This window comes from Streptomyces sp. NPDC049970 (assembly GCF_040660235.1).
Taxonomy (GTDB): domain Bacteria; phylum Actinomycetota; class Actinomycetes; order Streptomycetales; family Streptomycetaceae; genus Streptomyces.
This window is the reverse complement of sequence record NZ_JBFALP010000019.1, coordinates 1-23,457: the sequence shown is the minus strand read 5'-3', so window position 1 is coordinate 23,457 and position 23,457 is coordinate 1. Positions and strand designations below refer to the sequence as shown.

Here is a 23,457-nt window from a genome sequence, read left to right as displayed (position 1 = left end):
ATCCCGTCCCGTGCGAAGCCCGAGCCCCCGGCCCAGCGGCCACAACCGCTGGTGACCGGGGGCCTCTGCCGTCCGGAACCGCCTCCGGGGTGATCGGCGCAGCTCCCGGGAAGCCATCGGGCACGGGCGGCCTGGGCACTTATGCTCACCGTATGGAGCAGAGCGAAGTCCTCAAGCGAGTGATCGGCATCCTCACGGAGGCGGGCCAGATGCAGCGCCAGGCCGAGGAGGACGGAGGCGGCGGTGACCCGGACGCGGGCGGCAGCATGGTGACGACCCTGCTGAACGAGACGATGCCGCACATCGCCATTCCCGCGGACGCGAGCGTCGAGGAGATGGCGGCTCTGGTGGGGCGCGAGGTGGGTGGTGCCGTCGAGCAGCTGGTCGGGGCGTTCACCCTGGCCTTCATCGCTCTCGCGCAGATCCATGACTCCGGTCAGGAGGACGTGACCTCCGCCGATGTGCTGCAGGACCTGGCGCTGCGGGCCGAGGAGCTGAGCTCCGACGACGACGGCCCCGAGGAATCCGCCTGAGCCGCCCCTTTCCGCGCACCGACCGGACGGCGGCGACGCGTGAGTCCGCGGCGGGCCACGGTTCTCCGTGGCCCGCCGCGGACTTCCCTGCCGCACCGACGGCGGGGATCGGGACGGTGCGGCGGCTCCTGCGGGCGGTCAGCGCCGGTAGACGCCGAACTCGTAGAGCGAGTAGCCCCAGGGTGTGCCGCGCACGGAGGTGCTCACCCGTACGTAGCGCGCCTCCCCCGTCACATCGAGGTCGTCGATGCCGCCGTTGCCGTCGGTGACGGTCCGCACGGTGGTCCAGTCCTGGCCGTTGTCCGACGTCTGCAGGGTGTATCCCTTGGCGTACGCGGCCTCCCAGGCGAGCTGCACGTGGTCGAACGGCGTCCTGGCCCCGAGGTCCACCTGGATCCACTGCTGGTCGGACCAGTCGCTCGCCCAACGGGTGTCGAAGGAGCCGTCGACCGCGTTGCCGGCCGGGCACGGGCAGCCGACGCTGTCGGGCTGGAACGTGGACGCGGTGGCGGGCCTGCCCGCCGCCACGTTCGTGCCCCCGACCTGCGGCGGCACGACCTCGAAGGACTTCGTCTCGATGCCGACGTTGCCCTTGCCGTCCGAGCTCTTCAGGTAGACCTTCCACACGCCGAGCCGGTCCGGAGCGGTGACCTCGAAGGTGCCGTTGCCCTTGTCCGTGAACGGCGTCTGGTTCAACTGCCCGTTGTTGTCGACGTACTTGCTGCCCAGGAGCACCTGGTGGGTGAGGGCGTCACCGTCGGGGTCGGAGACCGAGGCCTTCACGGTGAAGGGCCTGCCGGCCTGGACCGCCGAGGCGTTGTCGACCGTCATGCCGGTGATCACGGGCGGTGTGTTGTCGCCCGCGGTGCTCGCTCCGTACGCCTGCTTCACCGCGTAGTACGAGAGGCGCTTCTGACCGGCGGGGAGCAGATTGAACCAGACGCCACCGAAGTCGTACTCGGTGCCGTAGTGGAAGAGCGTCGCGCCGAGTGCGACGCCGGTGTGGCCGGTGACGCACTGCCAGGCGCGCTTGTAGCCATCGGCCTTGGCGACGTCGGTCGGCTCGTCGGGTACGCCGTTGGCGTCGTCCGGCACCTCCCACTCACCGGCGGGGCCGCCCTCGGTCACGATGTACGGCTTGTCGAAGGCCCCGTCCTCCCAGGTCTTCCTGATGTCGCAGACGGCGCCGTAGGAGTTGACTGCGTACAGGTCGAGGTCCGGTGCGTTCCTCTTGTAGTACGGCCAGGCCCCGGTCCACGCGTCGGTCGAGGTGACCGGGTGGTTGCGGTCGACGGCGTGGATCTTCTTCGTGATGTCGTTGACGAAGGCCGTGTACGCGTTGCGCTGCTGTTCGAGGGCGTCCCCGCCGTAGCAGTTCTGCAACCCGAGCACGGACTCGTTGCCGACGTTCCACATGAGGACCCCGGGGTGGTCCTTGTACGCTTCCACCCACTTGGGGAACTCGGCGAGCATCTCGTTCTTGTACGTGGTGTCCGTCAGGTAGTCGACGCACCCGCCGCTGCCGGGACCACCACCGGGCTGGAGCCAGAAACCGGCGATGACCTTGATGCCGTTCGCGGCAGCACCGTCCAGGAGCGGTTTCGTGGTGGCGTCGGTGCCCCAGGTCCTGACGGTGTTGACCCCCATCGACCTCACGTCGGGCATGTACTGTCCGGCGTCGGCCACGGCCGGGCCCCAGGTCAGGCCCTTCACGGTGTACGGGGAACCATCCACGGTCAGCTTCCAGGAACCCTGCGCCCCTTCGACCTTCACCACGCTTCCGGCGGCCTGGGCGGCGGGCGCGGGGAGGGCTGCCGCTCCGGCGGCGAGAAGGGCGGCGACGGCGAGCCGCGCCGTCGTGCGTCTGCGGCCTCGGGCCGACGGGATGAGACGTGGCAGTTTCATGGGGGGAGACAGCTCCTCGTCGTGGGAAGAATGGCGTGAACGTGTGAGGATCCAGGGAGAGCGCTCTCCCTGGTGGGCGCGGCCGATCCGCGCCCACCAGGGGGATACCAGGGTCAGGGAAGTTCGTAGTTCTCGTTCAGCGCCGCACCCGCGCCGGGGTTGTTCTGGTCGTACCCCCGGGCGTCGCACTGGAGGCCGCCGACCACGCAGTGATCGACCATGGCGTCGAGCGTGGCGTCGTCCCAGGCGTTGAAGAAGTCGTAGTGGAAGGAGTGGCCTGTACCGCTGGCCAGCCTCACCTGCGACATGTCGCCGTTGACCGGCCAGGCCATCTTGAACTCGATCATCGGCAGGGCGACCGGGTGACTCGACGGGCAGACGTCCTGGTTGGCACCCGTCACGATCGGATACGCCATGTGCGCCTGGTGGTCAGGGGTGTCCAGGTACTTGCCGTCCCAGCAGCTGGGCGCCTGCATACGGAGGTTGAGCTGGGTGTCCTGACTGGTCGGGCAGGATGCCGGGAACTCGTAGTTGTGGTAGCTCTCGCCGCACTCGTAGCCCTCGACCATGCCCGGGTGGTTCCGGAACTGCTCAGCCGTCTGCATCGGGCTGCCGACGACGAAGCGGAGCCCCTTGGGGAACGGCCGCACGGTCCGGTAGTCCGTGACGCCGGCCTTGTAGTAGATGGTCTGCGGACCGACCGGACGCACCTCCTGGTCCCCCTTGTAGAGGGTCGGCATCCAGTACGCCGACAGGTCGCCCGGAGCCTTGCAGGCGGTGCCGCCCGCGCCGAGCGATGCGGTGGTGCTGTTCTCGTCCGTGGTGTCGTTCCCCATGAAGGTGTGGTTGTGGGACTTGCCGGTCTGCCCCGGATAGACGATCGGGTCGACCGCGCCGGTGTGGTCGACCGAGCAGTTCGCCTGGAACTCGTGGAAGTAGCGGTGGGGCGGGATCTCGGTGGACGGCACCACGCCGGTGACCGGCGGGTTCGCCGGGATGTAGCCGTCGCCGTCGGGGTCGTCACCGGAGGGGACAGGGGCGGCCGCCGCCATGGCGTGGCCCTGCATGGGCTGCCCCTGTGACCCCTCCATGACGTGAGACGCCGCGACCGACCCACCGGCCGCCTTCGAGGCGGTCCCGGCCACCGTCGTACCGGCGTCCGTGATCGCCGTGAGTCCGACGACCACCAGGGCCAGGGCGGCGGCGACCGCGAGGGCGGACACCAGGATGCTTCTGCTGAATCTTTCGGCCATGCGGACCTCCGTGCCGCTCTGCGTCCGCGCACATCGGGTGCGCGGTGGGGGGAGAGTGGAGCTGGATGGTGCGTCGTGCGGAAACGTGCCGAGCGAGAGACTCGGGAGAGCGCTCTCCCAGGCGTTGCCAGTGTTACGCCGCCGCTGAGAACATGTCAAGAGTTGGTGAACAGTGCGCACGGCAGGGGGAGTTGAAGTCCGGGCGCACTCCGAGCACGGCCACAGCCCTGGCACGCCGTCAGGTATCAGGCCGAGTCGAGAAGGACGGAATGCCTGACCGGGTGACGAAGGCCGAGCGGGAGCGCAGTTGGTTTCGAGGCGACTGCCACGTCCATTCGACGGTCTCGACCGGGGGCGAGCTGACACCGGAACAGCTCGTGCGTGCGGCCCGGGCGGTCGGGCTCGACTTCCTGGCCGCCACCGAACACAACACGTCCGAGACGCACGAGGCCTGGAGCAGACACAGCGCCGGGCATCTGCTGGTGATACCGGGTCAGGAGGTCACCACACTCACCGGGCACTGGCTCGCGCTGGGCATCGAGCCCCGGCAACGGATCGAGTGGCGGTACGGCGTGCGGGACGACCGGATCGGACGGTGGGTCGACGACGTCCGCCGCGTCGGCGGACTCTGCGTAGCCGCCCACCCGCACGCCCCTTACCCCTCCGGCACACTCATGTACCCGTACCAGGCATTCGACGTGGTCGAGGTGTGGAACGGGCCGTGGACTTCCGGAGCACCCTGGCAGGCGGACAACGAGGCGGCCTTGGCCGAGTGGGGGCGCGGCCTGGCCGCAGGCATCCATCAGGGACGGTGGCTCCCCGCCATGGGCAACAGCGACACCCGTCTCGAGGGACAGATCGGCATCCCCCACACCGTGGTGGCGGCCAACGAGCCGAGCACGGCGGCCCTCCTCTCGGCCATACGCGCCGGCCGGAGAGGGATCGCCGGATCGGCGACGGCGCAACTGTCGTTCACCGTGTCCACGGATGGGCGGAGCGCCGGGATCGGAGAGCGGCTGGCGACGGTCGGCGCACCGGCCCTGGCCGGAGCGGAGGTGCACGGAGTGCCGTCGGGCACGGTCAGCTTCCACACCGAGCGCGGCGAGGCGTACCGGTCGCCGCTCGACGCCTCGGGAGCGGGTAGCGCCGAGCTCCTCATCGGAGCGGCCGACTCCGCCTTCGTCCGCGTGGAGGTACGGCACCGTGAGGGCCACATGGCGGCGCTCAGCAATCCCGTCATGCTGGACTGACCGGCCCGCCTGGACCACTGGCCCGAACCGGCCCGAACTGGAGCGAGCCGCGGCGGACCAGGCCCGCCGGACACGTCGTGGGGCACGACGGGTCCGGTGTCCGTCCCGCGCGGGCGACGGTCGGCGGGCCCCACGCACGAGAGCCTGCTGCGGCAGGGGGCCACCCTGCTGCCGCAGCAGACCGGTCGCGTTCCGCCGGGCCACCTCGACCCGGCGGGGTCATCGCGTCGGACGGTGTGAAGGGCCGGGCGATGTGAAGCGTCAGACGACGTGAACCGTCAGGCGATCCGAACCGTCAGGCGGTGTGCAGGGTCAGCCCGTAACGGTTGAGGATCTCGTTGATGGGCTGGTGCCACGTCTCTCCGCCGCCACTGCAGTTGCCCCAGCCGCCGGAGGTGACGCCCTGCGCCTGGTCACCGCTGATGAACGAGCCACCGGAGTCGCCCGGTTCGGCGCAGACACTGGTCTTGGTCATCTGGTGGACGGCACCCTGGCTGTAGTTCACGGTCTCGTTCTTCGCGAGGACGTTGCCGCAGTGCCAGTGGGTGGTCGATCCGGAGCGGCAGATCGAGGCGCCGATCGGAGCCTCGTTGGAGCCGCGGACCAACTGGTCGGACACGGTGCCCCAGCCGAGGACCACCGGGACGGTCCACCAGCCGCTGCCCACGTTCACCCAGGCGTAGTCGTTGTCGGGGAAGGACGACCCCTGGAAGTTGCCGATCGCCGAGCCGTCCCAGCCCCGCACCGCTCCGCCTGCCTGGCCGCAGTGCCCAGCGGTGACGAAGCCGCCGTGGACCGAGAAGCCTATGGAGCAGCGCACGTTGCCGGTGTAGTACGGGTCGCCGCCGACCGTTCCGGCAGCGAAGGTCTGCGGGGCCTCGGCGGTCTGCTCGACCGTGACGGGGCCGGCTTCGCGGGCCTTCGCGACGAAGGCGCGGACATCGTTGTCACCCTGTTCGGCGGCGACGACGTTCACGACGACGGAGTTGGCCCGGGGGTCGACGTGCCAACTGCTGACTCCGGCAGGCGCGTCGAGAGCGTCCAGCCGGCTCTTCACGGTGTCGAGCAGGCGCGCCGTGTGGTCGACCACACGGACCTCCGCACCCGTTGCCCGGACGGCACTCGCCTTGGCGCCGTCGGCGACGGCGACCGTCAGCCTGCCGCTGCCGGCGTCGAACCAGGAACCGCCGTACGCCGCCCCCGCGGCGTTACGCGCCTTGCCTTCCAGGGCTGTCGCCGACTTCTCGGCGGTGAGCCTGGCCTCTGCCTGACTTTTCGTCAGTCCGAGGTCACGCTGCATGGCCGTGATGATCCCCGCGGAGGCCTGTGCCTTCGCGGGGTCCGAGGGGGAATCGGCCGCGGAGGCCTGGGTCAGGCCCGCCGTCGCCCAGGTGCCGATGATGAGCAGTGCGGAGAGACCGGTCCGCACCATCGTCGTGTGTCTCAAGGGAGTGCCCCTTCTGTTGTTCCAGCATCGTGGGGGTGGAACAGGAAGCATCCGAGAGCCGTCTGAGAGCGCTCTCAGAAGTGCCGCTACGGACTGTAGTCCAGTTCGATAAGCAGGTCCATGCCAATGACACGACGCCAGGAATTCGATGAACAGGACCACTCACGGTTTGGTCGAGGACGCGCCCGGTCGCAGCCCGGTGGCGCGCGGAAGTCCGCCTCCCCTTTTCGGCGGGGCTCACCTGTCCTGGTCAGGTGGGATGTACAGCCCTGCCGCCACGGCGGCAGGGCCCCTGAACACGGGCCTCGGAGTTCTCGGGGTGGTCAGCTCCCGGCGAGTTCCCGCACGGTGGCCATGTCGCTGAACGGCAGCAGCGCGTCCCCGACGATCTGGTAGGGCTCGCTGCCCTTGCCCGCGATCAGGACGATGTCGTCCGGGCCCGCCGCCGAGAGCGCGAAGGCGATGGCGCGGCGCCGGTCGGTGAAGCGTTCGTAGGGGGTGCCCGTCTTCTCGATGCCCGGCACGACCTGGTCCATGATCGCCTCGGGGTCCTCGTTGCGCGGGTTGTCCGAGGTGAGGACGCACAGGTCGGAGTGTGTCCCGGCGATCGTGCCCATCTCGGCCCGCTTGGTGGTGTCCCTGTCACCGCCACAGCCGAAGACGGTGACCACCCTGGAGCGGGCGAAGCCGCGAATGGTGCCGAGCACCTTGTTCAGCGAGTCCGGGGAGTGCGCGTAGTCGACGATCACCGACGTACCGGACGCCGTCGTGGTCCGCTCGAAGCGGCCCGGGATCTGCGGCATGCGTTCGAGTGCCGAGACGAGCCCGGCGAGGTCGTGCCCGAGCCTGTGGCAGGCCGCCACCGTCGCCAGTGCGTTGGCGACCGAGAACCTGCCGGGGGCGGGGATCGCGGCCGGGTACTTGCGGCCGTCGTGGTGGAGGGTGAAGCGGGTCCCGGAGGCGTCCACGACCAGATCGGTGGCCCGGTAGTCGGCGTCGGTGTCGAGGGCGTACGTGGTCACCGCACCCGGCATCAGCGTCGCGATGCGAACACCCACCGGATCATCCGCGTTGACCACGGCGTGCCGGCAGAGCCCCTGGAAGAGCCGGAGTTTGGCGTCGCGGTAGTTGTCCATCGTGCCGTGGTCGTCCAGATGGTCCTGGCTCAGGTTGGTGAAGACGCCGACGTCGACGAAGGTCCGGTCGACCCGGTGCGTCAGCAGGCCCATGGACGTGGCCTCCAGCACCACCGTGCCGACCCCGCGATCGCGCATGCACCCCAGGAGGTACTGGAGGTCGGGGGACTCCGGGGTGGTCAGCACCGTCCGGGGCATCGGGATCAGTTCGTCGCCGATGCGGCTTCCGGCCGTGCCGATGACCCCTGCCCTCACCCCTTCGGAGATCCGCAGCACCGACTCGACCATGTACGACACGGAGGTCTTCCCGTTGGTGCCCGTGACGGCCACCATGTCCATGCTCCGCCCCGCTTCACCGAAGTAGCGGGCGGCGACGACGGCCGCGGTGGTACGGACGTCAGGTACCTGTACGACGCAGGCCCCTTCCGCCGGCGTCTCCGGGACGTGGCCGTCCTCGACGATGACCGCCACCGCGCCCCGGGCCAGGGCGGGGGCGACCGCGCCGGGCCCGCCCTCCTGATGTCCGGGCACCGCGATGAACAGCGATCCCGGCGCCACCCGGTCCGCGTCGATGGCCGTTCCCGCGGTGACATCGGTTTCCCCCGGGTCACCCTGAAGGATGTGGTGGTTCTGTCCGGCCAGCAGCTCGCTCAGCTTCAAGGTGGTCCCTTCGAGGGTGGCTCGGGCCGTGGTGCGGCCTTCGCCGGAACGCGGCAACGGCGGCACGCCGAAGCTGCGGTGGGGAAGTGGGGCGCCTGCGGGGTCGGGGCCCGGCCCGCGGTGCCCGTGCGGGATACCCGTGGGCACGGTGGGAGGAGGTACGGGTTCGCCCCGGGTGGTGACCGCGGAAGGTCGCTAGCCGTGCCCGTGCAGGGCGGTACGACAGCTCGCGAGCACACCGGGGGCGGCCTGGTGCAGGCACTTCCCTCTGACGCCGGTGCGACTCATACGGGCGAGTGTACGTGCGGAAGGGTGGTCCGGGTTCCGCGTCAGGGGCGTGCCGCCTCTCCCCGTCTCCTCGACGCGCCGAGCAGGGCGGCGGTCAGGGGATGACGGGGAGCGGTGAGGATCTGTTCCCGCGGCCCCTCCTCGACGACCTCCCCGCCGTCCAGCACGGCCACGCGTGTCGCCGGTGCGGCGGTGTCGAGGTCGTGCGTGATCAGTACGACGCTCAGCCCGTCCCCACCACGGATCAGCTCGGCGAGCAGGTCCAGCAGGGAGCGCCGGGTCACCGGGTCGAGCCCCGAGGTGATCTCGTCGCAGATCAGTACCCGGGGCCGGGCGAGCAGTGCTCTGGCGAGCGCGGCGCGTTGCAGTTCGCCGCCGGAGAGCCGCCCGGGCGGTCTGCGCACCAGTGCCCCGTCCAGGCCGAGACCGGCCAGCACCCGCCCGGCCTCCTCCGTCGCCTCGCCATGTCCCGCGCCGCGCAGGCGTACCGCGGTGCGGGCCACCTGGTCGAGGACGGGGCGGTGCTCGTCGAAGGCGGCCCGTGCGTCCTGGAAGACGTACTGCACCGCGGCGAGCTGCTCTCGGCCACGGTCCCGAAGGCTGCGGGGCAGGGCCGTGCCGTCGAGCAGCGCCTCCCCCGTGTGGTCGCGGTGGAGTCCGGCGAGGCAGCGGGCGAGGGTGGTCTTGCCGCTGCCCGAACGCCCCACGACGGCAAGGCATTCGCCGCGACGGAGGGTCAGCCGGTCGACGCCCAGCACCGGGACGCGTACTCCACCCGAGCGATGACGAGCGATCAGTTGACGAACCGACAGGACCTCTTCACCACCGCTTCCGGGAGCGGCGTACGGCAGTGTCCTCGGTCCGGCGAGGAGTTCCCTGGTCCACGGGTGGGCGGGGGCGTCGAGTACCTGGTGGGCGGGCCCCTCCTCCACCACCCGTCCGCCGCTCATCACGAGTACCTCGTCGGCCAGTTCGCGTACGACGTCGAGGTCGTGGCTCAGCAGGAGTACGGCGATGCCCCGGCCTGTGAGCGCGGCCAGCTGGTCGACGACACGGCGCTTCGTCAGGGCGTCCTGCCCCGTGGTGGGCTCGTCCGCCACGAGGACGCGGGCAGGAGGTGCTCCGCCCAACGTTCGGCGAGGCGTTCGGGGTCGGGGAACCGGGCTTCGTAGAGCTCCGGCCGGTCGGTGAGCAGGTTGCCGGTCCGGTGTCTCATGCCGCCACCGCCGCGGGTGCGGGCCGGATCACGGGGAGCGTTCCGGCGCGGTGCAGCCAGGCGACCGCGCCGGCCGAGACGAGTCCGGTGGCCAGGCAGCAGGCCCAGGGGAGCAACGCGACGGCGGTGCCGTCCGCCCCGCCCCGCCGGGCGACGTCCATGGCCCGTCCGACGGCGGCGTTCCCGACGGCCGCGGCGACGCCGGAGACAGCGTAGAAGACACCGAAGTACGTACCGGTCAGCGCCGGCCTTCCGAAGCCGGGGATCAGCTCCATGACGAAGGGCTGCGCGGTCATGACTCCCAGGTGGAGCAGGAGGGCTCCGGCCAGCACGGGCAGGACGCGCAGTACGGCCTCAGGGGTGCTGCTCACGGGTGCGTCCGCGCCGGCGACGAGCATCGGGGGTGCGAAGGCCGCTCCCATCAGCACCAGTCCGGCGGCGATCCACCGCACGCTGGACCCCCGCCCCTTCAGCACGCGGGTGATCCTCAGTTGCAGGGCGATTCCGGCGACGGTTCCCACGACGAACACGAGTCCGGCGGCGCCGTCCCAGCCGGTCGCCTGCCTGGCGCCGTCGGGGAGCAGCAGGTAGAGCTGGCTCTCCAGGGTGAACATGCCGACCATGGCCAGGGCGAAGGCGAGGAAGGCGCGGTTGCCGACGGCCTCACGCCAGTCGGAGGCGACGCTGCCGGTGGCCGGCGGGACGTCCCTGGGGGGCAGGACCAGGGCCTGGGCGACGGTGAGCAGGGCGAAGATCCCGGCGGCGGTGAGCGCGGAGGCCCGGAAGTCGACCAGCAGCAGGACGCTGCCGAGCAGCGGGCCGACGAGGGCTCCGGTGGTCGCGAAGACGTTGAAGAGTGCGAAGGCCTCGGCCTTGCGCTCCCCCGCCTCCTGGGCGAGATAGGTCCGGACGGCCGGGTTGAACAGGGCTCCGGCCACTCCGCTGAGCACCGAGGCCGCGAGCAGGACGGGCAGCCCGTCGCCGAGCGCGAACAGGGCGAAGCCGACGGTGCGTATCGCGCAGCCGGCGATGATGACACCGCGTGCCCCGAGCCGGTCGGCGGCGGAGCCGCCTATGAGGAAGAGGCCCTGCTGACTCAGGTTGCGTACGCCGAGGACCACGCCGACGACGGCCGCCGACATGCCCAGGTCGTCGCCGAGATGGGTGGCGAGGTACGGGATGAGCAGGTAGAAGCCCGTGTTGACGCCGAGTTGGTTGACCAGGAGCAGCCGGGTGGCGAGCGGGAATCCGCGTACCTCGTGCCAGATCCTCATGAGGCCTCGCTCCAGGATCCGGCTTCGGCACGGGGGCGTACGCCGAGTCCCGGGTGGCCGGTGACGTGGACGAAACCGTCGTCGCCGCCGATGCCCGTCCACGGGTCGTGGGCGAGCAGGAGGTGCCCGTCGAGGTCGGTCCAGCGTGCGCGGTCGGCGATGTGGACGGCGGGGGCGATGCCGAGGGTGCTGGCGGTGAGGCAGCCGAGCATCAGGTCCGTGCCACTGCCCTCGATCAGGGCGGCGATGCGCAGGGCCGCGTGGACGCCACCGCATTTGGCGAGTTTGACGTTGATCCCGTGGACCCGTCCGGCGAGCCGCCGGGCGTCCTCGTAGCTCACCGCGTCCTCGTCCGCGACGACGGGCAGGGGTGAGCGGGCTGCGAGGCGTGCGAGTGCTTCCGGGTCACCCGGGGCGACGGGCTGTTCCACCGCTTCGACGCCGAGGTCGGCGAACCGGGGAAGGAGCCTGCGCGCCTGTCCCACGGTCCAGGCCCCGTTCGGGTCGAGGAGGAGCCGGGCGGAGGGTGCCGCGGCGCGGACGGCGCGTACCCGGTCCAGATCGGATTCGTGGTCCGGGTCTCCCGCCTTGATCTTGATGACGGAGAACCCGGCGTCGGTCAGTGCACGTGCCTGGGCGGCGGCCCGGCCCGGCGAGGTGAGGGAGATCGTGCGGGCGGTGGCGGCCCTCGGTGCCACGGTTGACCCGAGGAAGCGGTGGACGGCCGTGGCGGTGCGCTTGCCGACCAGGTCGAGGAGCGCCGCCTCGGCGGCAGCGGTGACGGCTGCCGGGGTCCCGGGTGGCAGGAGTTCGCCGACACGCAGGGCGTGCAGCGCGGTCTCGGGCCCGGCGAAGCGCGCGAGGCTCTCGCCGGTACGGGCGGCGAGACGTTGCAGGGTGCGGGTGTCGAGGCCGTAGAAGACGCTGGTGACGGCCTCACCGTGGCCGCTCAGACCGTCGTGCTCGACGGTCAGCCGTACGGCGTCGCGGGCGGTCATGGTCGAGCGCGAGATGCGCAGCGGCTCGGTGAGGGTGAGCCGCACGGTGTGCTGGGTGAGTTTCACGGGTGCTCCTCCAGGCGCTCCGCCAGTGGATCGGTGACGGTGGTGCACCTGGCCCAGCCACCGGCCTGCGCGGCGCGTGCGTGCGGGATGTCGACGGGGAGGTCGGCCGCACGGCCGGGGTCCAGGTGGTGCGCGGTCATGAAGTCGTCGTCGTAGACGCTGCCGAGGTAGCGGTGCGGTCCGTCGGGGAACACCGTGGCGACGGCCGCGCCGGGGTGGGCGTCCGCGGCCCAGGCAGCGACGCGTGCGACCGCGCCGGTGCTCCAGCCTCCGCTGACGAAGTTGCCCCGGGCCAGGCGCCGGCAGGCGTCGACGGCCTCGGCCGGGCCGATCCAGTGCACCTCGTCGAACGCCTCGTAGGCGACGTTCCGCGGGTGGATGCTGCTGCCGAGTCCGCGCATCAGGCGGGGCGCGGCGGGCTGTCCGAAGATGGTGGACCCGGTGGAGTCGACGGCGACGAGGCGCAGGCCGGGCCAGTGTCTGCGCAGCGGTGCGGCGATCCCGGCGCTGTGACCGCCGGTGCCGACGCTGCAGACGAGGATGTCGAGATGGTCGAGCTGGGTGGCCAGTTCCGCCGCGAGCGAGGCGTAACCGGCGGTGTTGTCAGGGTTGTTGTACTGGTCGGGCCAGTACGCACCGGGAAGTCGGCCGAGCAGGTCGTGCAGCCTCTCCAACCGGGCTCCCTGCCAGCCGCCTTGTGCGGCCGGACTGTCCACCAGTTCGAGGCGGGCTCCGTGGGAGCGCAGCAACCGACGCATCGAGGGCTCCAGTTCGCTGTCCCCGACGAGTACGACGGGATGCCCCAGGGCTTGGCCGGCGAAGGCGAGTCCTATCCCGAGGGTGCCCGAGGTCGACTCCACCACCGGGGCCCCCGGCAGGAGTTCGCCCCGCTCCTCGGCGCCGAGCAGCATGGAGACCGCGGCCCGCGCCTTCATCCCGCCGACGGCGTGGCCTTCGAGTTTGGCCCAGAAGCCGGGGTGGCGCCGGGGCAGCGCGGCGGTGATCCTGGCCAGCGGGGTTCGGCCGATGAGCGCTAGCAGCTCGCGGTTGGGTGCGAGGGCGGGCAGGAACACGGTGGTCACGGGGTACCTCCGCCGTCCGTGCGGTGGCGGTAGCGGTGGACGGCTCCGGGCCCGCCGTCGAGCCAGAAGAAGGGATACGGCTCCGCACAGACCGCAGTCACCCCGGCGCCCAGGAGGCGGGGCAGTACGGCGCTCCCGGTCTGGGCGAACATGACCAGGGGTTTCCCGTGCTCCAGGGCGCTCCGCCGGAGCGGGTCGAAGGTCCCGTTGCCGAGGGTCATCCCGGAGGCCAGCACCGCGTCGCAGCGCCCGACCTCGTCGAGGGCGTCCGTGGCGACGGGCTCCCCCCACTCGGTGGTACCGCCCTTCAGGTCGCAGGGCAGACATCCAAGGCCTCGCGAACGCAGCTCGGCGAGAACGGAGTTGACGACCCCGACGACCAGGACCGTGCCGCCGGGCCGCACCTCGACCAGATCCACGACCGCGCGGGCCCTCGCCCTCGACCGGTCCAGCGAACTCCCGGCGGGGATGGTCACCGGCTCCGCGCCGTGGGCCGGGATGTGCGGCCGTACGTCCAGCAGATGGGCGTCCAGCGCCGCGACGCGGACCGGCAGCAACGGGTGGGCGAGGAGCGTGGCCACCTCCGCACCGGCGCAGCTCTCGGCGGTTCCGGGCGGAAGCGCTCCTGGTTCGACCGCGCAGGAGCCGACGGCCCGGCCGACGCGGAGGCTGAGGACCTCGTTGCGGTATCCGCCGCGCCGCCCGTCGTGCCGGGCGGCCTGGGCGGTCGTGAAGGCCACGGTGACGCGGCGGGAGCCTGGCACCGGACCGAGTTCGCCGGCCAGCACCCGGCCGACGAGGACGTCGAAGGCGTCGTTGGCGTCGAGGGCGTCGAGGGCGGTGAGGGCGTCGAGGGCGGTGAGGGACCCGCCCCGGGCCGGGGTGCGCCGGCCGGGTGTGCTCGTGGGCGTACTCACGCTCGCACCATCAGAGGTCGCACGTCCGCGAGCAGCGCCTCGACGCGATCCCGGGCACCGAGCCCGGTGGCGTCGCCCACCATGACGTGTCCCAGATAGGCGTTGTTGCTGTCCGCCACCTCGACCGTGCGACCCGCCCCGGCGAGCTGGACCTCCATCACCCCGTCGGACTCCCGTACTCCGTCGGCGCCCTCGACCGAGGCGAGCGTTCCGGCGGTGTCGGGGACGACGAATCCGATGGCCGCGCTGCGCAGCCCCGTGTCCCGCCTGCGGAGGTCGGGCTCCCGGCCCAGCGCCACGTCGACACAAGCGGCGGCGAGGTCGATCCCGGTGACGTGGCGGACCAGCTCGGTGATGCGGTTGCCGGCGGGACGGGGGTTCACCTCCACGACCCTGGGCCCGTCCGCCGTCAGCTTGATCTCGGTGTGCGCCACGACGTCGTCGAGGCCCAGCGCCGTCCCGGCGCGCACCGCTGTGCCGGTCGCGGCCTCGAGGTCCCCGGGGGCGAGGTCGGCGGGGAACATGTGCCCGGTCTCGACGAAGGCCGGAGCCCCGCCGACACTCTTGTCCGTCACCCCGACGACGTGGGCGACTCCCCCGCGGGTCACGGTCTCGACGCTCACCTCGGGCCCTCGGAGGAACTCCTCGATCAGGATGTGGGGCGTACGCCGCTGCCCCCTGGCGTTGCGCGGGAAGTCCACCAGCGCGCGGCATGCGGCGGCCAACTGCGCATCGTCGTCGACACGGCGTACGAGCATGCCCGCGCAGAGGTCCACCGGCTTCACGACCAGCGGGTACCCGATCTCCCGGGCCGCCGCGAGGGCACCCGCCCCGTCCGTGCGGACCGCGAAGCGCGGCCCCGGAACCCCGGCGGCCGCGAGGACCCGCCGGGTCGCGTCCTTGCGGCAGGCGCTCTCCACGGCCTCGACCGCGGGCCCCGGGAGGCCCAGGCGGGCGCTGATCCGTGCCGCGGTCGGCAGGTAGTAGTCACACGACGTGACGACACCGTCGAAGCGGATCACCTCATGCAACCGCTCGACCTGGGGAAGCAGGGAACCGACGTCATTGGTGGGCCCCGTGATCACGTTACGCGCGGTGAGCAGTGGATGATCCGTGCCCTCCGGCGCCGCCCGGAGGTAGTGCCGCAGATCCCGGGTGAGGAAGGTGAAGTGGTGCCCTCCCTCCTCCAGGGCCCGTGGCAGCAGCCTGCTCATCGATCCGACCCAGCTCTCGACCACCAACAGGTGAGCCACGAGCTCCCCCTTCTCACAGTGCCGTTGGGAATGGGGGCAGGCGGACGCCACCCCGAACGGGGGCTGCCGGCCCAACTGGACAGACGTTATCGATAATCGTTTTCATTGTCATCTAAAACTGCGTCACACCTGCTGGGAAACCTGCCGGGAACCGGCTTCCGTTGCGCCCCTCGCCGGACCGGAGTGGAATTGCGTAGAGGGGGACGCGGAGGAAGGGGCACGCCATGACCGACAGCGAGAGAGACCGGGGGGACGACGTCTACCAGCCGCAGGAACCGGAGGCGTCCGACCCCGACGACCTGCTGGACGTGGAGGACACCCTGGACACCTCCGGGATCGCCGACGTCCTGGACGAGGGGTACTCTCCGCCCGAACGCCCGTGGGCGGTCGACGACGAAGGCACCACCGCCGCGGAACAGCACTCGGGCGAGTCGCTCGACAGCCGTCTGACCAGGGAGATTCCGGAGAAGACCGACCGCGGCGACGGGATCGGCGATCTGGAGGACAGCGACGGGGAGCTCTACGACCTGGAAGTGGGTACCGACCGTGCGGGGCGCCTCACGCAGGAGGGCGACGGGCACGTGCCCTCCACGCTCACCGCGCAGGACGTCGGCATCGACGGTGCGGCGGCGTCCGCGGAGGAGGCCGCGATGCATCTGATCCCCGAGGAGGAGGACCTGTTCGGGTAGGGAGGCTTCGGCCCCGCATTCCCCCTGGGACATCCGCGAGCCCCCGTGCGTCGTGACCGTGCGCGTCCGGCCCCGGGCCCTGACGGTGCACACCCGCGCCCGTCCGACCCGGGCGCGGACGGTGCCGCGCCGACGCGCCGCCGGATGCCGTGAGGTGCGCGGGCCCGCGAACCGGCGAGGCCGAAAAGCAACGGTGCGGTGCCGTGATCCCCGAAAACACTTGGACGTCGGCAGCACGGCCACGGAAGACTTTCGCCACCGGACACCTCGACACCGAAGCGCGGCGAGCGTTTCAGCCCGGTGCTGTGCCGCGCCCGGGAGCGCGGCGCACCACCGAAGGGGACCCGGGGCAACCGCCCGCGCAACGACATGAGGTCGGCATGGGATCGCAGCACTCACAAGGCACCGGACCGGACAGGGGCCCGGTCCGGCTCGCCCTCCGGCACTACCTGGGGGAACTCTCACGCCAGGGCAGGCTGTCGGCTCCGGCACTCCTGCTCCCCGCCCTGGGCAACATCGGGATCACCTACCTCGCACCACTGGTCGTCGCCAAGCTGGTGGGCCGGATCGCGCAGGACGGGTCCATCGGCTTACGCGATGCGCTCCCCTACGTCGCCGTGTTCACCGGAGTACTGCTCCTGGCGGAGACCTCGTGGCGGGTGGGCGTGCACTGCCTCAACCGTGTCGACGCCCTCGGCATCGAGCACCTGTACATCACCGGCATGGACGCCCTGTTCGCCAAGGACGCCTCCTTCTACCAGGACAACTTCGCCGGTTCTCTGACGAAGCGCGTGCTGAGCTTCGCCTCCCGCTTCGAGGAGTTCGTCGACACACTCACCTTCAACGTCGTGGGCAGCCTCGCCCCGCTGCTGTTCGGCACCGTGATCCTGTGGCAGTACGACCCCCTGCTGGTCGTCGGCCTGCTGACGATGATCACTCTGACCGCCGCGTGCGCCGCCCCGCTCATCCGGCGCCGCCAGAAACTGGTGAACGAACGCGAGGAAGCGATCGCCCGGGTCTCGGGGCACGTGTCCGACGCCCTGATGAACATGGACACCGTGCGCGCGTTCGCAGCCGAGGAGCGGGAGGCCTCCGAGCACCGGTCCAGGGTGGCGGAGTCGCGGCGGCTGACCCTGCGCTCGTGGGACTACGGCAACCTGCGCATCGACACACTGGTCGCACCCCTGTCCGTACTGACCAACGGTCTCGGTCTGCTCCTCGCCGTGTCGTTCAGCGCGGGTGGCGGCAGCGTCGAGGCGATCGTGGTCGCCTTCACCTACTACACCGGTTCGACCCGCATCATGTTCGAGTTCAACCAGATCTACCGCCGCCTCGAAAGCTCGATGACGGAGGCCGCCCAGTTCACCGAACTGCTCCTCGCTCCGCCCACCGTGCTCGACCCGCCGGTCCCCGAGCCGCTGCGCCGCGAGTCCGCCGACGTCCGCTTCGACCACGTGACCTTCGCTCACGACGGCAGTCGGCCGATCTTCGAAGGGCTCGACCTGGACGTGCCCAGCGGGACCCGGCTGGGCCTCGTCGGAAGGTCCGGCGGCGGCAAGACGACATTCACCCGGCTGCTGCTGCGGATGGCTGACGTGCAGTCGGGCCGCATCCTGATCGGGGGTCAGGACATCAGCCGCATGCGCCAGTCCGACCTGCGGAACCTGATCGCGTACGTCCCGCAGGAACCGGCCATGTTCCACCGCACGCTGCGCGAGAACATCCTCTTCGCCCGGCCGGGAGCCACCGACGCCGAGATCCGCGCGGCCGCCGACGCGGCACACGTGACGGAGTTCGCCGACGGACTCCCCGCGGGATTCGACACGATGGTCGGTGAGCGCGGAGTCAAGCTCTCCGGTGGCCAGCGCCAGCGCGTCGCCCTCGCCAGGGCGATCCTGCGCGACGCGCCCGTGCTGCTGCTGGACGAGGCGACGAGCGCACTCGACTCGGAGAGCGAGACCCTCGTCCAACAGGCGCTGTGGCAGCTGATGGAGGGCAGGACCGCGCTGGTCGTCGCCCACCGGCTGAGCACGGTCGCGGCGATGGACCACCTCATCGTCCTGGACCACGGAAGCATCGTCGAGCAGGGCACCCACCACGAACTGCTGCTCACCGACGGCGCCTACGCCAAGCTCTGGCACCACCAGTCCGGCGGTTTCCTCGTCGACACGGCAGCGGCCCGACACGCCACCGCGGCCGAATAGGACCGCGGCGGGCGGCCCGCCGGGCTGCGTGACACACCCGGCCGACCCGGGCGCGGGCACCGCTCCCGCCCGGCCCGGCCGTGCGAGCATGGCCGGGCCGCGTACGGAGACCCCGGCCCGGGCGTGCCCGTCCGCACTTCGGTACGCGCGTGGGGCGGGGCAGCCCTCACCCGGCGCACGAGCCCGCTGACCGCAAGGAGTGGACCACCGCATGCCCACCGCCCCGTCGACCGAACCCACCGCACAGATCGGCGTCACCGGTCTGGCCGTCATGGGCAGCAATCTCGCCCGCAACTTCGCCCGGCACGGCCACACCGTCGCCGTCCACAACCGCACGGCGGCCCGCACCCGTGACCTGGTCGACGCCCACGGCAAGGAGGGGGACTTCGTCCCCGCGGAGTCCGCCGAGGAGTTCGTCGCCTCCCTCCAGAAGCCCCGCCGCATCGTGATCATGGTCAAGGCCGGCGAGGCCACCGACGCCGTCATCGAGGAGTTCGCCGGCCTGCTGGAGGACGGCGACGTCCTCATCGACGGCGGCAACGCGCACTTCGAGGACACCCGGCGCCGCGAGAAGGCGATGCGGGAGCGTGGCATCCACTTCGTCGGGACGGGCATCTCCGGCGGTGAGGAGGGGGCGCTGAACGGGCCGAGCATGATGCCCGGCGGTTCGGCGGAGTCCTACACCTCACTCGGGCCCCTCCTGGAGAGCGTCGCGGCCAAGGCGGACGACGGAACTCCGTGCTGCGCGCACATGGGCCCGGACGGCGCCGGGCACTTCGTCAAGATGGTCCACAACGGCATCGAGTACGCGGACATGCAGCTCATCGCCGAGGCCTACCACCTGCTGCGGTCGGTCGCGGGCTACTCCCCCGAGCGGATCGCGGACACCTTCCGCTCGTGGAACACCGGCCGCCTCGACTCCTATCTGATCGAGATCACGGCCGAGGTGCTCGCCCACACGGACGCGGCCACCGGCGAGCCCTTCGTCGACATCGTGCAGGACCGGGCGGAGCAGAAGGGAACCGGCCGCTGGACGGTCCAGATCGCGCTCGACCTGGGAGTCCCGGTGTCCGGCATCGCCGAGGCTGTCTTCGCGCGCTCGCTTTCCGGGCACGCAGACCTCCGGGAGGCGGCCCGCGAGCTGCCGGGCCCGTCGCCCTCCCCGCTGTCGGAGGCCGAGGCAGCCGCGTTCGCCGACCAGGTCGAGCAGGCCCTGTACGCGTCCAAGATCGTGTCGTACACCCAGGGCTTCCACCAGATCAGGGCGGGGAGCGAGGCGTACGGCTGGGACATCGACCTGGGAGCCGTGGCGTCCGTCTGGCGGGCCGGGTGCATCATCCGCGCGAAGTTCCTGGACCGGATCCGGGCCGCGTTCGACAGCCGGCCCGACCTGCCGAGCCTCCTCTCGGACCGGCGGTTCGCCCAGGAGATCGGCGAGACACAGGACGACTGGCGCGCGGTGGTCGCCGAGGCCGTACGGCAGGGGGTGCCGACCCCCGGTTTCGCCGCGGCGCTCTCGTACTACGACGGGCTGCGCGCCGAGCGGCTCCCGGCGGCGCTCACCCAGGGCCAGCGGGACTACTTCGGGGCGCACACCTACCGGCGTACGGACCGCGACGGCTCGTTCCACACGCTCTGGGGCGGGGACAGGTCGGAGACGTCCGCCTGAGAGCTCACGCCTAAGGGCTGTCCCGTAACCCATGGCGGGCGCACGACGCCAGCTACGGCACCTCGCCGCGTTGTCGGAACGCCCGAATACATCCAGTATGCGGACGCCCCTCCGCCTTGCGAGGCACCGCATCTGACGCCGCTCGCTGATCCACCAGGGATTACGGGACAGCCCTTAGCCCGGCCGGACCGTCGCGGGGTGCGGCCGGGGCCGTGGTGTGGATAAGTGGCAGGGAGTCCCGCCCACCATCCACGGAGTGCGCGCATGTCCGAGGCAGTTCCGGACCCCGTCGTGGTCCAGCCCGTCGTCGCACCGCTGACCAGCGCCGCACTGGTCCTGGTGGCGACGATCGAGCCGGGCGGCGAGTCCACCGTGCGGGCGGCGCTGCCCGATCTCGCGGCCTTCGCGCGGTCGGTCGGCTTCCGGTTGCCCGACGCCGGGCTCGCCTGTGTGACGGGCTTCGGCTCGGATGCCTGGGACCGGCTGTTCGCGGGGCCCCGGCCGGCGCTCCTCCACCCCTTTCGGGAGTTGCGGGGCCCTCTGCACCGCGCACCGGCCACGCCGGGTGACCTGTTGTTCCACGTCCGTGCCGAGCGGATGGACGCGTGCTACGAGTGGGCATCGCACCTTTTCGACCGGCTCGGTGACGCCGTGAAGGTCGTAGACGAGGTCCACGGCTTCCGCTACTTCGACCACCGCGACCTGCTCGGCTTCGTCGACGGTACGGAGAACCCGGTCGGCGACGAGGCCAGGGAGGCGGCGGTCGTCGGGGCCGAGGACCCGGAGTTCGAGGGCGGCAGTTACGTCGTCGTGCAGAAGTACCTGCACGACCTGGCGGGCTGGAACAGGCTGAGCACCGAACAGCAGGAACGGATCATCGGCCGCACCAAGCTCTCCGACATCGAGCTCGCCGACGACGTCAAGCCGGCGGACTCGCACGTCGCCCTCAACACCATCACCGACGCCGATGGCACCGAACACGACATCCTGCGGGCCAACATGCCCTTCGGCAGCTTCGAACAGGGCGAGTTCGGCACGTACTTCATCGGTTACGCGGCCGACCCCGGGATCACCGAGCAGATGCTCAGCAACATGTTCCTGGGCAGCCCGCCCGGCACCCACGACCGCATTCTCGACTTCTCCACCGCCGTCACCGGCACGCTCTTCCACGCCCCCAGCGCCGACTTCCTCGACGCCCCTCCGCCGCCGCCCTCCCCCACCGGGGCCTCAGCCGTTCCCGAGCCGCAGGCCGTCGTGTCGCGGCCCGGCCCGGCGGTGGTGCGCGACGGTTCGCTGCGTATCGGCAGCCTGCAAGAAAGCGCCCCGTGATGAACAACCTCCACCGTGAACTCGCCCCCGTCACCGACGCCGCCTGGGACCAGATCGAGGAGGAGGCCGGACGGACGTTCAGCCGTCATGTCGCGGCCCGCCGGGTCGTGGACGTGAGCGATCCGCAGGGACCGGGGCTCTCTGCGATCGGTGACGGGCACCTGCGCGAGATCGACCCGCCCACCCCCGATGTGATCGCGCGTGCCCGCACGGCGACCCCGGTCATCGAGTGGCGCGTGCCGTTCACCGTCTCACGGGCCGCCGTGGACGACGTCGAACGCGGTTCGGAGGACAGCGACTGGCAACCGGTGAAGGACGCGGCGCGCACCTGCGCGTTCGCCGAGGACATGGCTGTCATCGACGGATACGCGGCGGCGGGCATCACCGGTCTGCGGGACGGTTCCTCGCACACCCCGCTGCCGCTGCCGGCGGACGCGCGCGACTACCCGGCCACGGTGAGCCACGCGCTGACCCGGCTGCGGCTCGCCGGCGTCGACGGCCCGTACCGGCTGCTGCTCGGCGCCGAGGCGTTCACCGAGGCGACCGAGACCTCCGACCACGGTTACCCGGTGGCCACCCACCTCGGCCGGCTCCTGGAGGACCCGATCCTGTGGGCGCCCGCGGTCTCGGGCGGGGTCCTGCTGTCCACCCGCGGCGGCGACTTCGAACTCTGCCTGGGCCAGGACCTGTCCATCGGCTACCTGGACCACGACGCCACGGAGATCCGGCTCTACTTCCAGCAGGCCTTCACGTTCCGGATGCTGACACCCGAGGCCGTGGTCCCGCTCATCGCCTGAGGGCACACCGGGCCGATCTGGGAGGCTCCCATCGACGAGACCCGCCGGACGACACAGCCGCCGGAGCCCGGGGCGACGGCTCGGGGCTCCGCCCACGCACCCCGATCGGCGAGGTTCGCGGAGGCCGTCCGTCAGGCTGTGGCGGAAGGCCTGCTCGGCGAGACACGGCCCCTGGCGGGCTTCCTGGACGCGGACGGGGTGCGCCGATCGGTCTCCTCACTGCGGGAGGCCTTCGCCACGGAACCCGGCCTGCGGGTGCTGCACACCTTCGCTGCGAAGGCCGCGTCCCTGATCCCCGTGCTGCGGCTGCTCGCCGACTGCGGCATGGGTTGCGAGGTGTCCGGTCCGGGCGAACTGCGGCTCGCGTTCGAGGCCGGTTTCCCTCCGGAGCGGATCGTCCTGGACTCACCCGCGAAGACCCGCGACGAACTCCGGCTGGCGCTGGCACTCGGTGTCGCCGTCAACGCGGACAGTTTCGGCGAGGTCCGCCGCATCGAGGAGCTCCGCTCCCCCGGCTCGTCCTCGGTCCTCGGGCTGCGGGTGAATCCGCAGGTCGGGGGTGGTTCGATCGATGCGATGAGCACAGCCACCGCGACATCGAAGTTCGGCGTGGCCCTCCGCGACCCCGGCGCGCGCGAACAGGTCGTACGCACGTTCGCGGAACGGCCCTGGCTGACCCGGCTGCATGCCCACGTCGGCTCGCAGGGCTGCTCGCTGGAGCTCATGGCGGCGGGCATCGCCGAGACCTACCGGCTGGCGGAGGAGATCAACGGAGCCCTGGGCACCCGGCGGGTCACCGGAATCGACATCGGGGGCGGCCTGCCGGTCAACTTCGACGACGACGAGGCCCGGCCGGCCTTCTCCGAGTACGTGGCCGCGCTCCGGACGGCGGCCCCCGGGCTCCTGGACGGCCGCTACGACCTGGTCACCGAGTTCGGCAGGTCCCTGCTGGCCAAGAACGGGTTCATCGGCGCACGGGTGGAGTACACGAAGGACGCGGGCGGGCGCCGCATCGCGCTCACGCACGCGGGTGCGCAGATCGCCACCCGGACGGTCCTCGTACCCGATGCCTGGCCACTCAGGATCGGGGCGTTCGACCAGGAGGGCCGCCCCCGGAACGGACCGCAGATGGTCCAGGACGTCGCGGGGCCGTGCTGCTTCGCCGGGGACGTGGTGGCCCGCGCCCGGGAACTACCGGAGCTGCGGGAGGGCGACTTCGTGGTGCTGTACGACACGGGGGCGTACTACTTCTCGACCCCGTGGTCGTACAACAGCCTCCCCCGACCCGCCGTGTACGGCTTCGCCGGGGAGTCGGGCGCGCTGCGCTTCGCCCCGGTACGCGACGCGCAGACGCTGGACTCGGTGGCGGCGGAGAGCGGACTGCGCCACGTCGACGCACTGACGGGCCTCGTCGGCGACCGCTGAGGTCTGTCGTTCGGATCAGGCCGGGGGGCGACTGCCCCCGCGCGGTTCCGAACAAAAGCATTTAAT

The 23,457-nt window shown here is 71.4% G+C and carries 17 protein-coding genes and 2 pseudogenes; 8 read left to right on the top strand and 11 right to left on the bottom strand.

Translation table 11 applies throughout. From position 1 onward, the window contains the following. Positions 1 to 152: 152 nt before the first annotated feature. On the top strand, positions 153 to 533 hold the full coding sequence (locus tag AB0I83_RS26310; RefSeq protein ID WP_356529491.1) for a hypothetical protein: 381 nt from the start codon (positions 153 to 155) through the stop codon (positions 531 to 533). 138 nt (positions 534 to 671) lie between these two features. Here the strand turns inward: AB0I83_RS26310 and AB0I83_RS26305 are convergent, their stop codons facing one another. Both AB0I83_RS26305 and AB0I83_RS26300 read right to left on the bottom strand, forming a co-directional pair. Continuing rightward, complete coding sequence (locus tag AB0I83_RS26305; protein WP_363306366.1) at positions 672 to 2,438, bottom strand: discoidin domain-containing protein; 1,767 nt, start codon at positions 2,436 to 2,438, stop codon at positions 672 to 674. A 113-nt stretch (positions 2,439 to 2,551) separates the two neighbouring features. Beyond that, positions 2,552 to 3,691 carry a DUF1996 domain-containing protein gene (locus tag AB0I83_RS26300; protein ID WP_363306365.1) on the bottom strand — a complete coding sequence of 380 codons (1,140 nt, stop codon included), beginning with the start codon at positions 3,689 to 3,691 and terminating at the stop codon, positions 2,552 to 2,554. Positions 3,692 to 3,960: 269 nt separating this feature from the next. On the opposite strand from AB0I83_RS26300, the gene AB0I83_RS26295 reads away from it, so the two are divergent. Then, positions 3,961 to 4,941 (top strand): CehA/McbA family metallohydrolase, encoded by a 981-nt coding sequence (locus AB0I83_RS26295; protein ID WP_363306364.1) that lies wholly within the window; start codon positions 3,961 to 3,963, stop codon positions 4,939 to 4,941. A gap of 295 nt (positions 4,942 to 5,236) precedes the next feature. Here AB0I83_RS26295 and AB0I83_RS26290 read toward each other — a convergent pair whose 3' ends face one another. From AB0I83_RS26290 to AB0I83_RS26250, 9 genes and pseudogenes are all read right to left on the bottom strand, one after another. After that, the gene (locus tag AB0I83_RS26290; protein ID WP_356537785.1) at positions 5,237 to 6,373 is read right to left on the bottom strand and encodes a S1 family peptidase; all 1,137 of its coding nucleotides are present in this window, start codon (positions 6,371 to 6,373) and stop codon (positions 5,237 to 5,239) included. A gap of 338 nt (positions 6,374 to 6,711) precedes the next feature. Next, positions 6,712 to 8,184 (bottom strand): UDP-N-acetylmuramoyl-L-alanyl-D-glutamate--2,6-diaminopimelate ligase, encoded by a 1,473-nt coding sequence (locus AB0I83_RS26285; RefSeq protein WP_363306363.1) that lies wholly within the window; start codon positions 8,182 to 8,184, stop codon positions 6,712 to 6,714. Between the two features lie 329 nt (positions 8,185 to 8,513). Next, positions 8,514 to 9,584 (bottom strand): annotated as a pseudogene (locus AB0I83_RS26280) (ATP-binding cassette domain-containing protein); the annotation flags it as partial. 8 nt (positions 9,585 to 9,592) lie between these two features. After that, a pseudogene (locus tag AB0I83_RS26275) lies at positions 9,593 to 9,688 on the bottom strand (SAM-dependent methyltransferase); the annotation flags it as partial. Beyond that, positions 9,685 to 10,962, bottom strand: coding sequence for an MFS transporter (locus AB0I83_RS26270; protein ID WP_363306362.1), 1,278 nt, complete (start codon positions 10,960 to 10,962; stop codon positions 9,685 to 9,687). The pseudogene AB0I83_RS26275 and the gene AB0I83_RS26270, both read right to left, overlap by 4 nt. Continuing rightward, positions 10,959 to 12,026, bottom strand: a complete 1,068-nt coding sequence (locus AB0I83_RS26265) for a dipeptide epimerase (RefSeq protein ID WP_363306361.1) — start codon at positions 12,024 to 12,026, stop codon at positions 10,959 to 10,961. Before AB0I83_RS26265 ends, AB0I83_RS26270 begins: the two co-directional genes overlap by 4 nt. Further along, the gene (locus tag AB0I83_RS26260) at positions 12,023 to 13,108 is read right to left on the bottom strand and encodes a pyridoxal-phosphate dependent enzyme (RefSeq protein WP_363306360.1); all 1,086 of its coding nucleotides are present in this window, start codon (positions 13,106 to 13,108) and stop codon (positions 12,023 to 12,025) included. Before AB0I83_RS26260 ends, AB0I83_RS26265 begins: the two co-directional genes overlap by 4 nt. Next, the gene (locus AB0I83_RS26255; RefSeq protein ID WP_363306428.1) at positions 13,105 to 13,896 is read right to left on the bottom strand and encodes a DUF364 domain-containing protein; all 792 of its coding nucleotides are present in this window, start codon (positions 13,894 to 13,896) and stop codon (positions 13,105 to 13,107) included. The genes AB0I83_RS26260 and AB0I83_RS26255 overlap by 4 nt, the downstream gene beginning before the upstream one ends. 125 nt (positions 13,897 to 14,021) lie before the next feature. Then, on the bottom strand, positions 14,022 to 15,278 hold the full coding sequence (locus AB0I83_RS26250; RefSeq protein ID WP_363306358.1) for an ATP-grasp domain-containing protein: 1,257 nt from the start codon (positions 15,276 to 15,278) through the stop codon (positions 14,022 to 14,024). 224 nt (positions 15,279 to 15,502) lie between these two features. Here AB0I83_RS26250 and AB0I83_RS26245 point away from each other — a divergent pair, with 224 nt between their 5' ends. The 6 genes from AB0I83_RS26245 (at position 15,503) to AB0I83_RS26220 (ending at position 23,391) form a co-directional block, all read left to right on the top strand. Next, complete coding sequence (locus tag AB0I83_RS26245) at positions 15,503 to 15,967, top strand: DUF5709 domain-containing protein (RefSeq protein WP_363306357.1); 465 nt, start codon at positions 15,503 to 15,505, stop codon at positions 15,965 to 15,967. Positions 15,968 to 16,347: 380 nt separating this feature from the next. After that, positions 16,348 to 18,171 (top strand): ABC transporter ATP-binding protein, encoded by a 1,824-nt coding sequence (locus AB0I83_RS26240; RefSeq protein WP_363306356.1) that lies wholly within the window; start codon positions 16,348 to 16,350, stop codon positions 18,169 to 18,171. 211 nt (positions 18,172 to 18,382) lie between these two features. Further along, a complete protein-coding gene (gndA, locus tag AB0I83_RS26235; RefSeq protein WP_363306355.1) occupies positions 18,383 to 19,840 on the top strand; it encodes an NADP-dependent phosphogluconate dehydrogenase in 1,458 nt (485 codons plus the stop codon). Positions 19,841 to 20,104: 264 nt separating this feature from the next. Beyond that, on the top strand, positions 20,105 to 21,169 hold the full coding sequence (locus AB0I83_RS26230; RefSeq protein WP_363306354.1) for a Dyp-type peroxidase: 1,065 nt from the start codon (positions 20,105 to 20,107) through the stop codon (positions 21,167 to 21,169). Then, positions 21,169 to 21,966 carry a family 1 encapsulin nanocompartment shell protein gene (locus AB0I83_RS26225; protein WP_363306427.1) on the top strand — a complete coding sequence of 266 codons (798 nt, stop codon included), beginning with the start codon at positions 21,169 to 21,171 and terminating at the stop codon, positions 21,964 to 21,966. Before AB0I83_RS26230 ends, AB0I83_RS26225 begins: the two co-directional genes overlap by 1 nt. A gap of 138 nt (positions 21,967 to 22,104) precedes the next feature. Then, positions 22,105 to 23,391 carry a diaminopimelate decarboxylase gene (locus AB0I83_RS26220; protein WP_363306353.1) on the top strand — a complete coding sequence of 429 codons (1,287 nt, stop codon included), beginning with the start codon at positions 22,105 to 22,107 and terminating at the stop codon, positions 23,389 to 23,391. Positions 23,392 to 23,457 lie beyond the last annotated feature (66 nt).

Bases quoted from the DNA above. Each gene is read 5' to 3' on its own strand.
- AB0I83_RS26310 (WP_356529491.1), top strand. From the start codon at position 153: ATGGAGCAGAGCGAAGTCCTCAAGCGAGTGATCGGCATCCTCACGGAG.
- AB0I83_RS26305 (WP_363306366.1), bottom strand. From the start codon at position 2,438: ATGAAACTGCCACGTCTCATCCCGTCGGCCCGAGGCCGCAGACGCACG.
- AB0I83_RS26300 (WP_363306365.1), bottom strand. From the start codon at position 3,691: ATGGCCGAAAGATTCAGCAGAAGCATCCTGGTGTCCGCCCTCGCGGTC.
- AB0I83_RS26295 (WP_363306364.1), top strand. From the start codon at position 3,961: ATGCCTGACCGGGTGACGAAGGCCGAGCGGGAGCGCAGTTGGTTTCGA.
- AB0I83_RS26290 (WP_356537785.1), bottom strand. From the start codon at position 6,373: ATGGTGCGGACCGGTCTCTCCGCACTGCTCATCATCGGCACCTGGGCG.
- AB0I83_RS26270 (WP_363306362.1), bottom strand. From the start codon at position 10,962: ATGAGGATCTGGCACGAGGTACGCGGATTCCCGCTCGCCACCCGGCTG.
- AB0I83_RS26245 (WP_363306357.1), top strand. From the start codon at position 15,503: ATGACCGACAGCGAGAGAGACCGGGGGGACGACGTCTACCAGCCGCAG.
- AB0I83_RS26240 (WP_363306356.1), top strand. From the start codon at position 16,348: ATGGGATCGCAGCACTCACAAGGCACCGGACCGGACAGGGGCCCGGTC.
- gndA (WP_363306355.1), top strand. From the start codon at position 18,383: ATGCCCACCGCCCCGTCGACCGAACCCACCGCACAGATCGGCGTCACC.
- AB0I83_RS26230 (WP_363306354.1), top strand. From the start codon at position 20,105: ATGTCCGAGGCAGTTCCGGACCCCGTCGTGGTCCAGCCCGTCGTCGCA.
- AB0I83_RS26225 (WP_363306427.1), top strand. From the start codon at position 21,169: ATGAACAACCTCCACCGTGAACTCGCCCCCGTCACCGACGCCGCCTGG.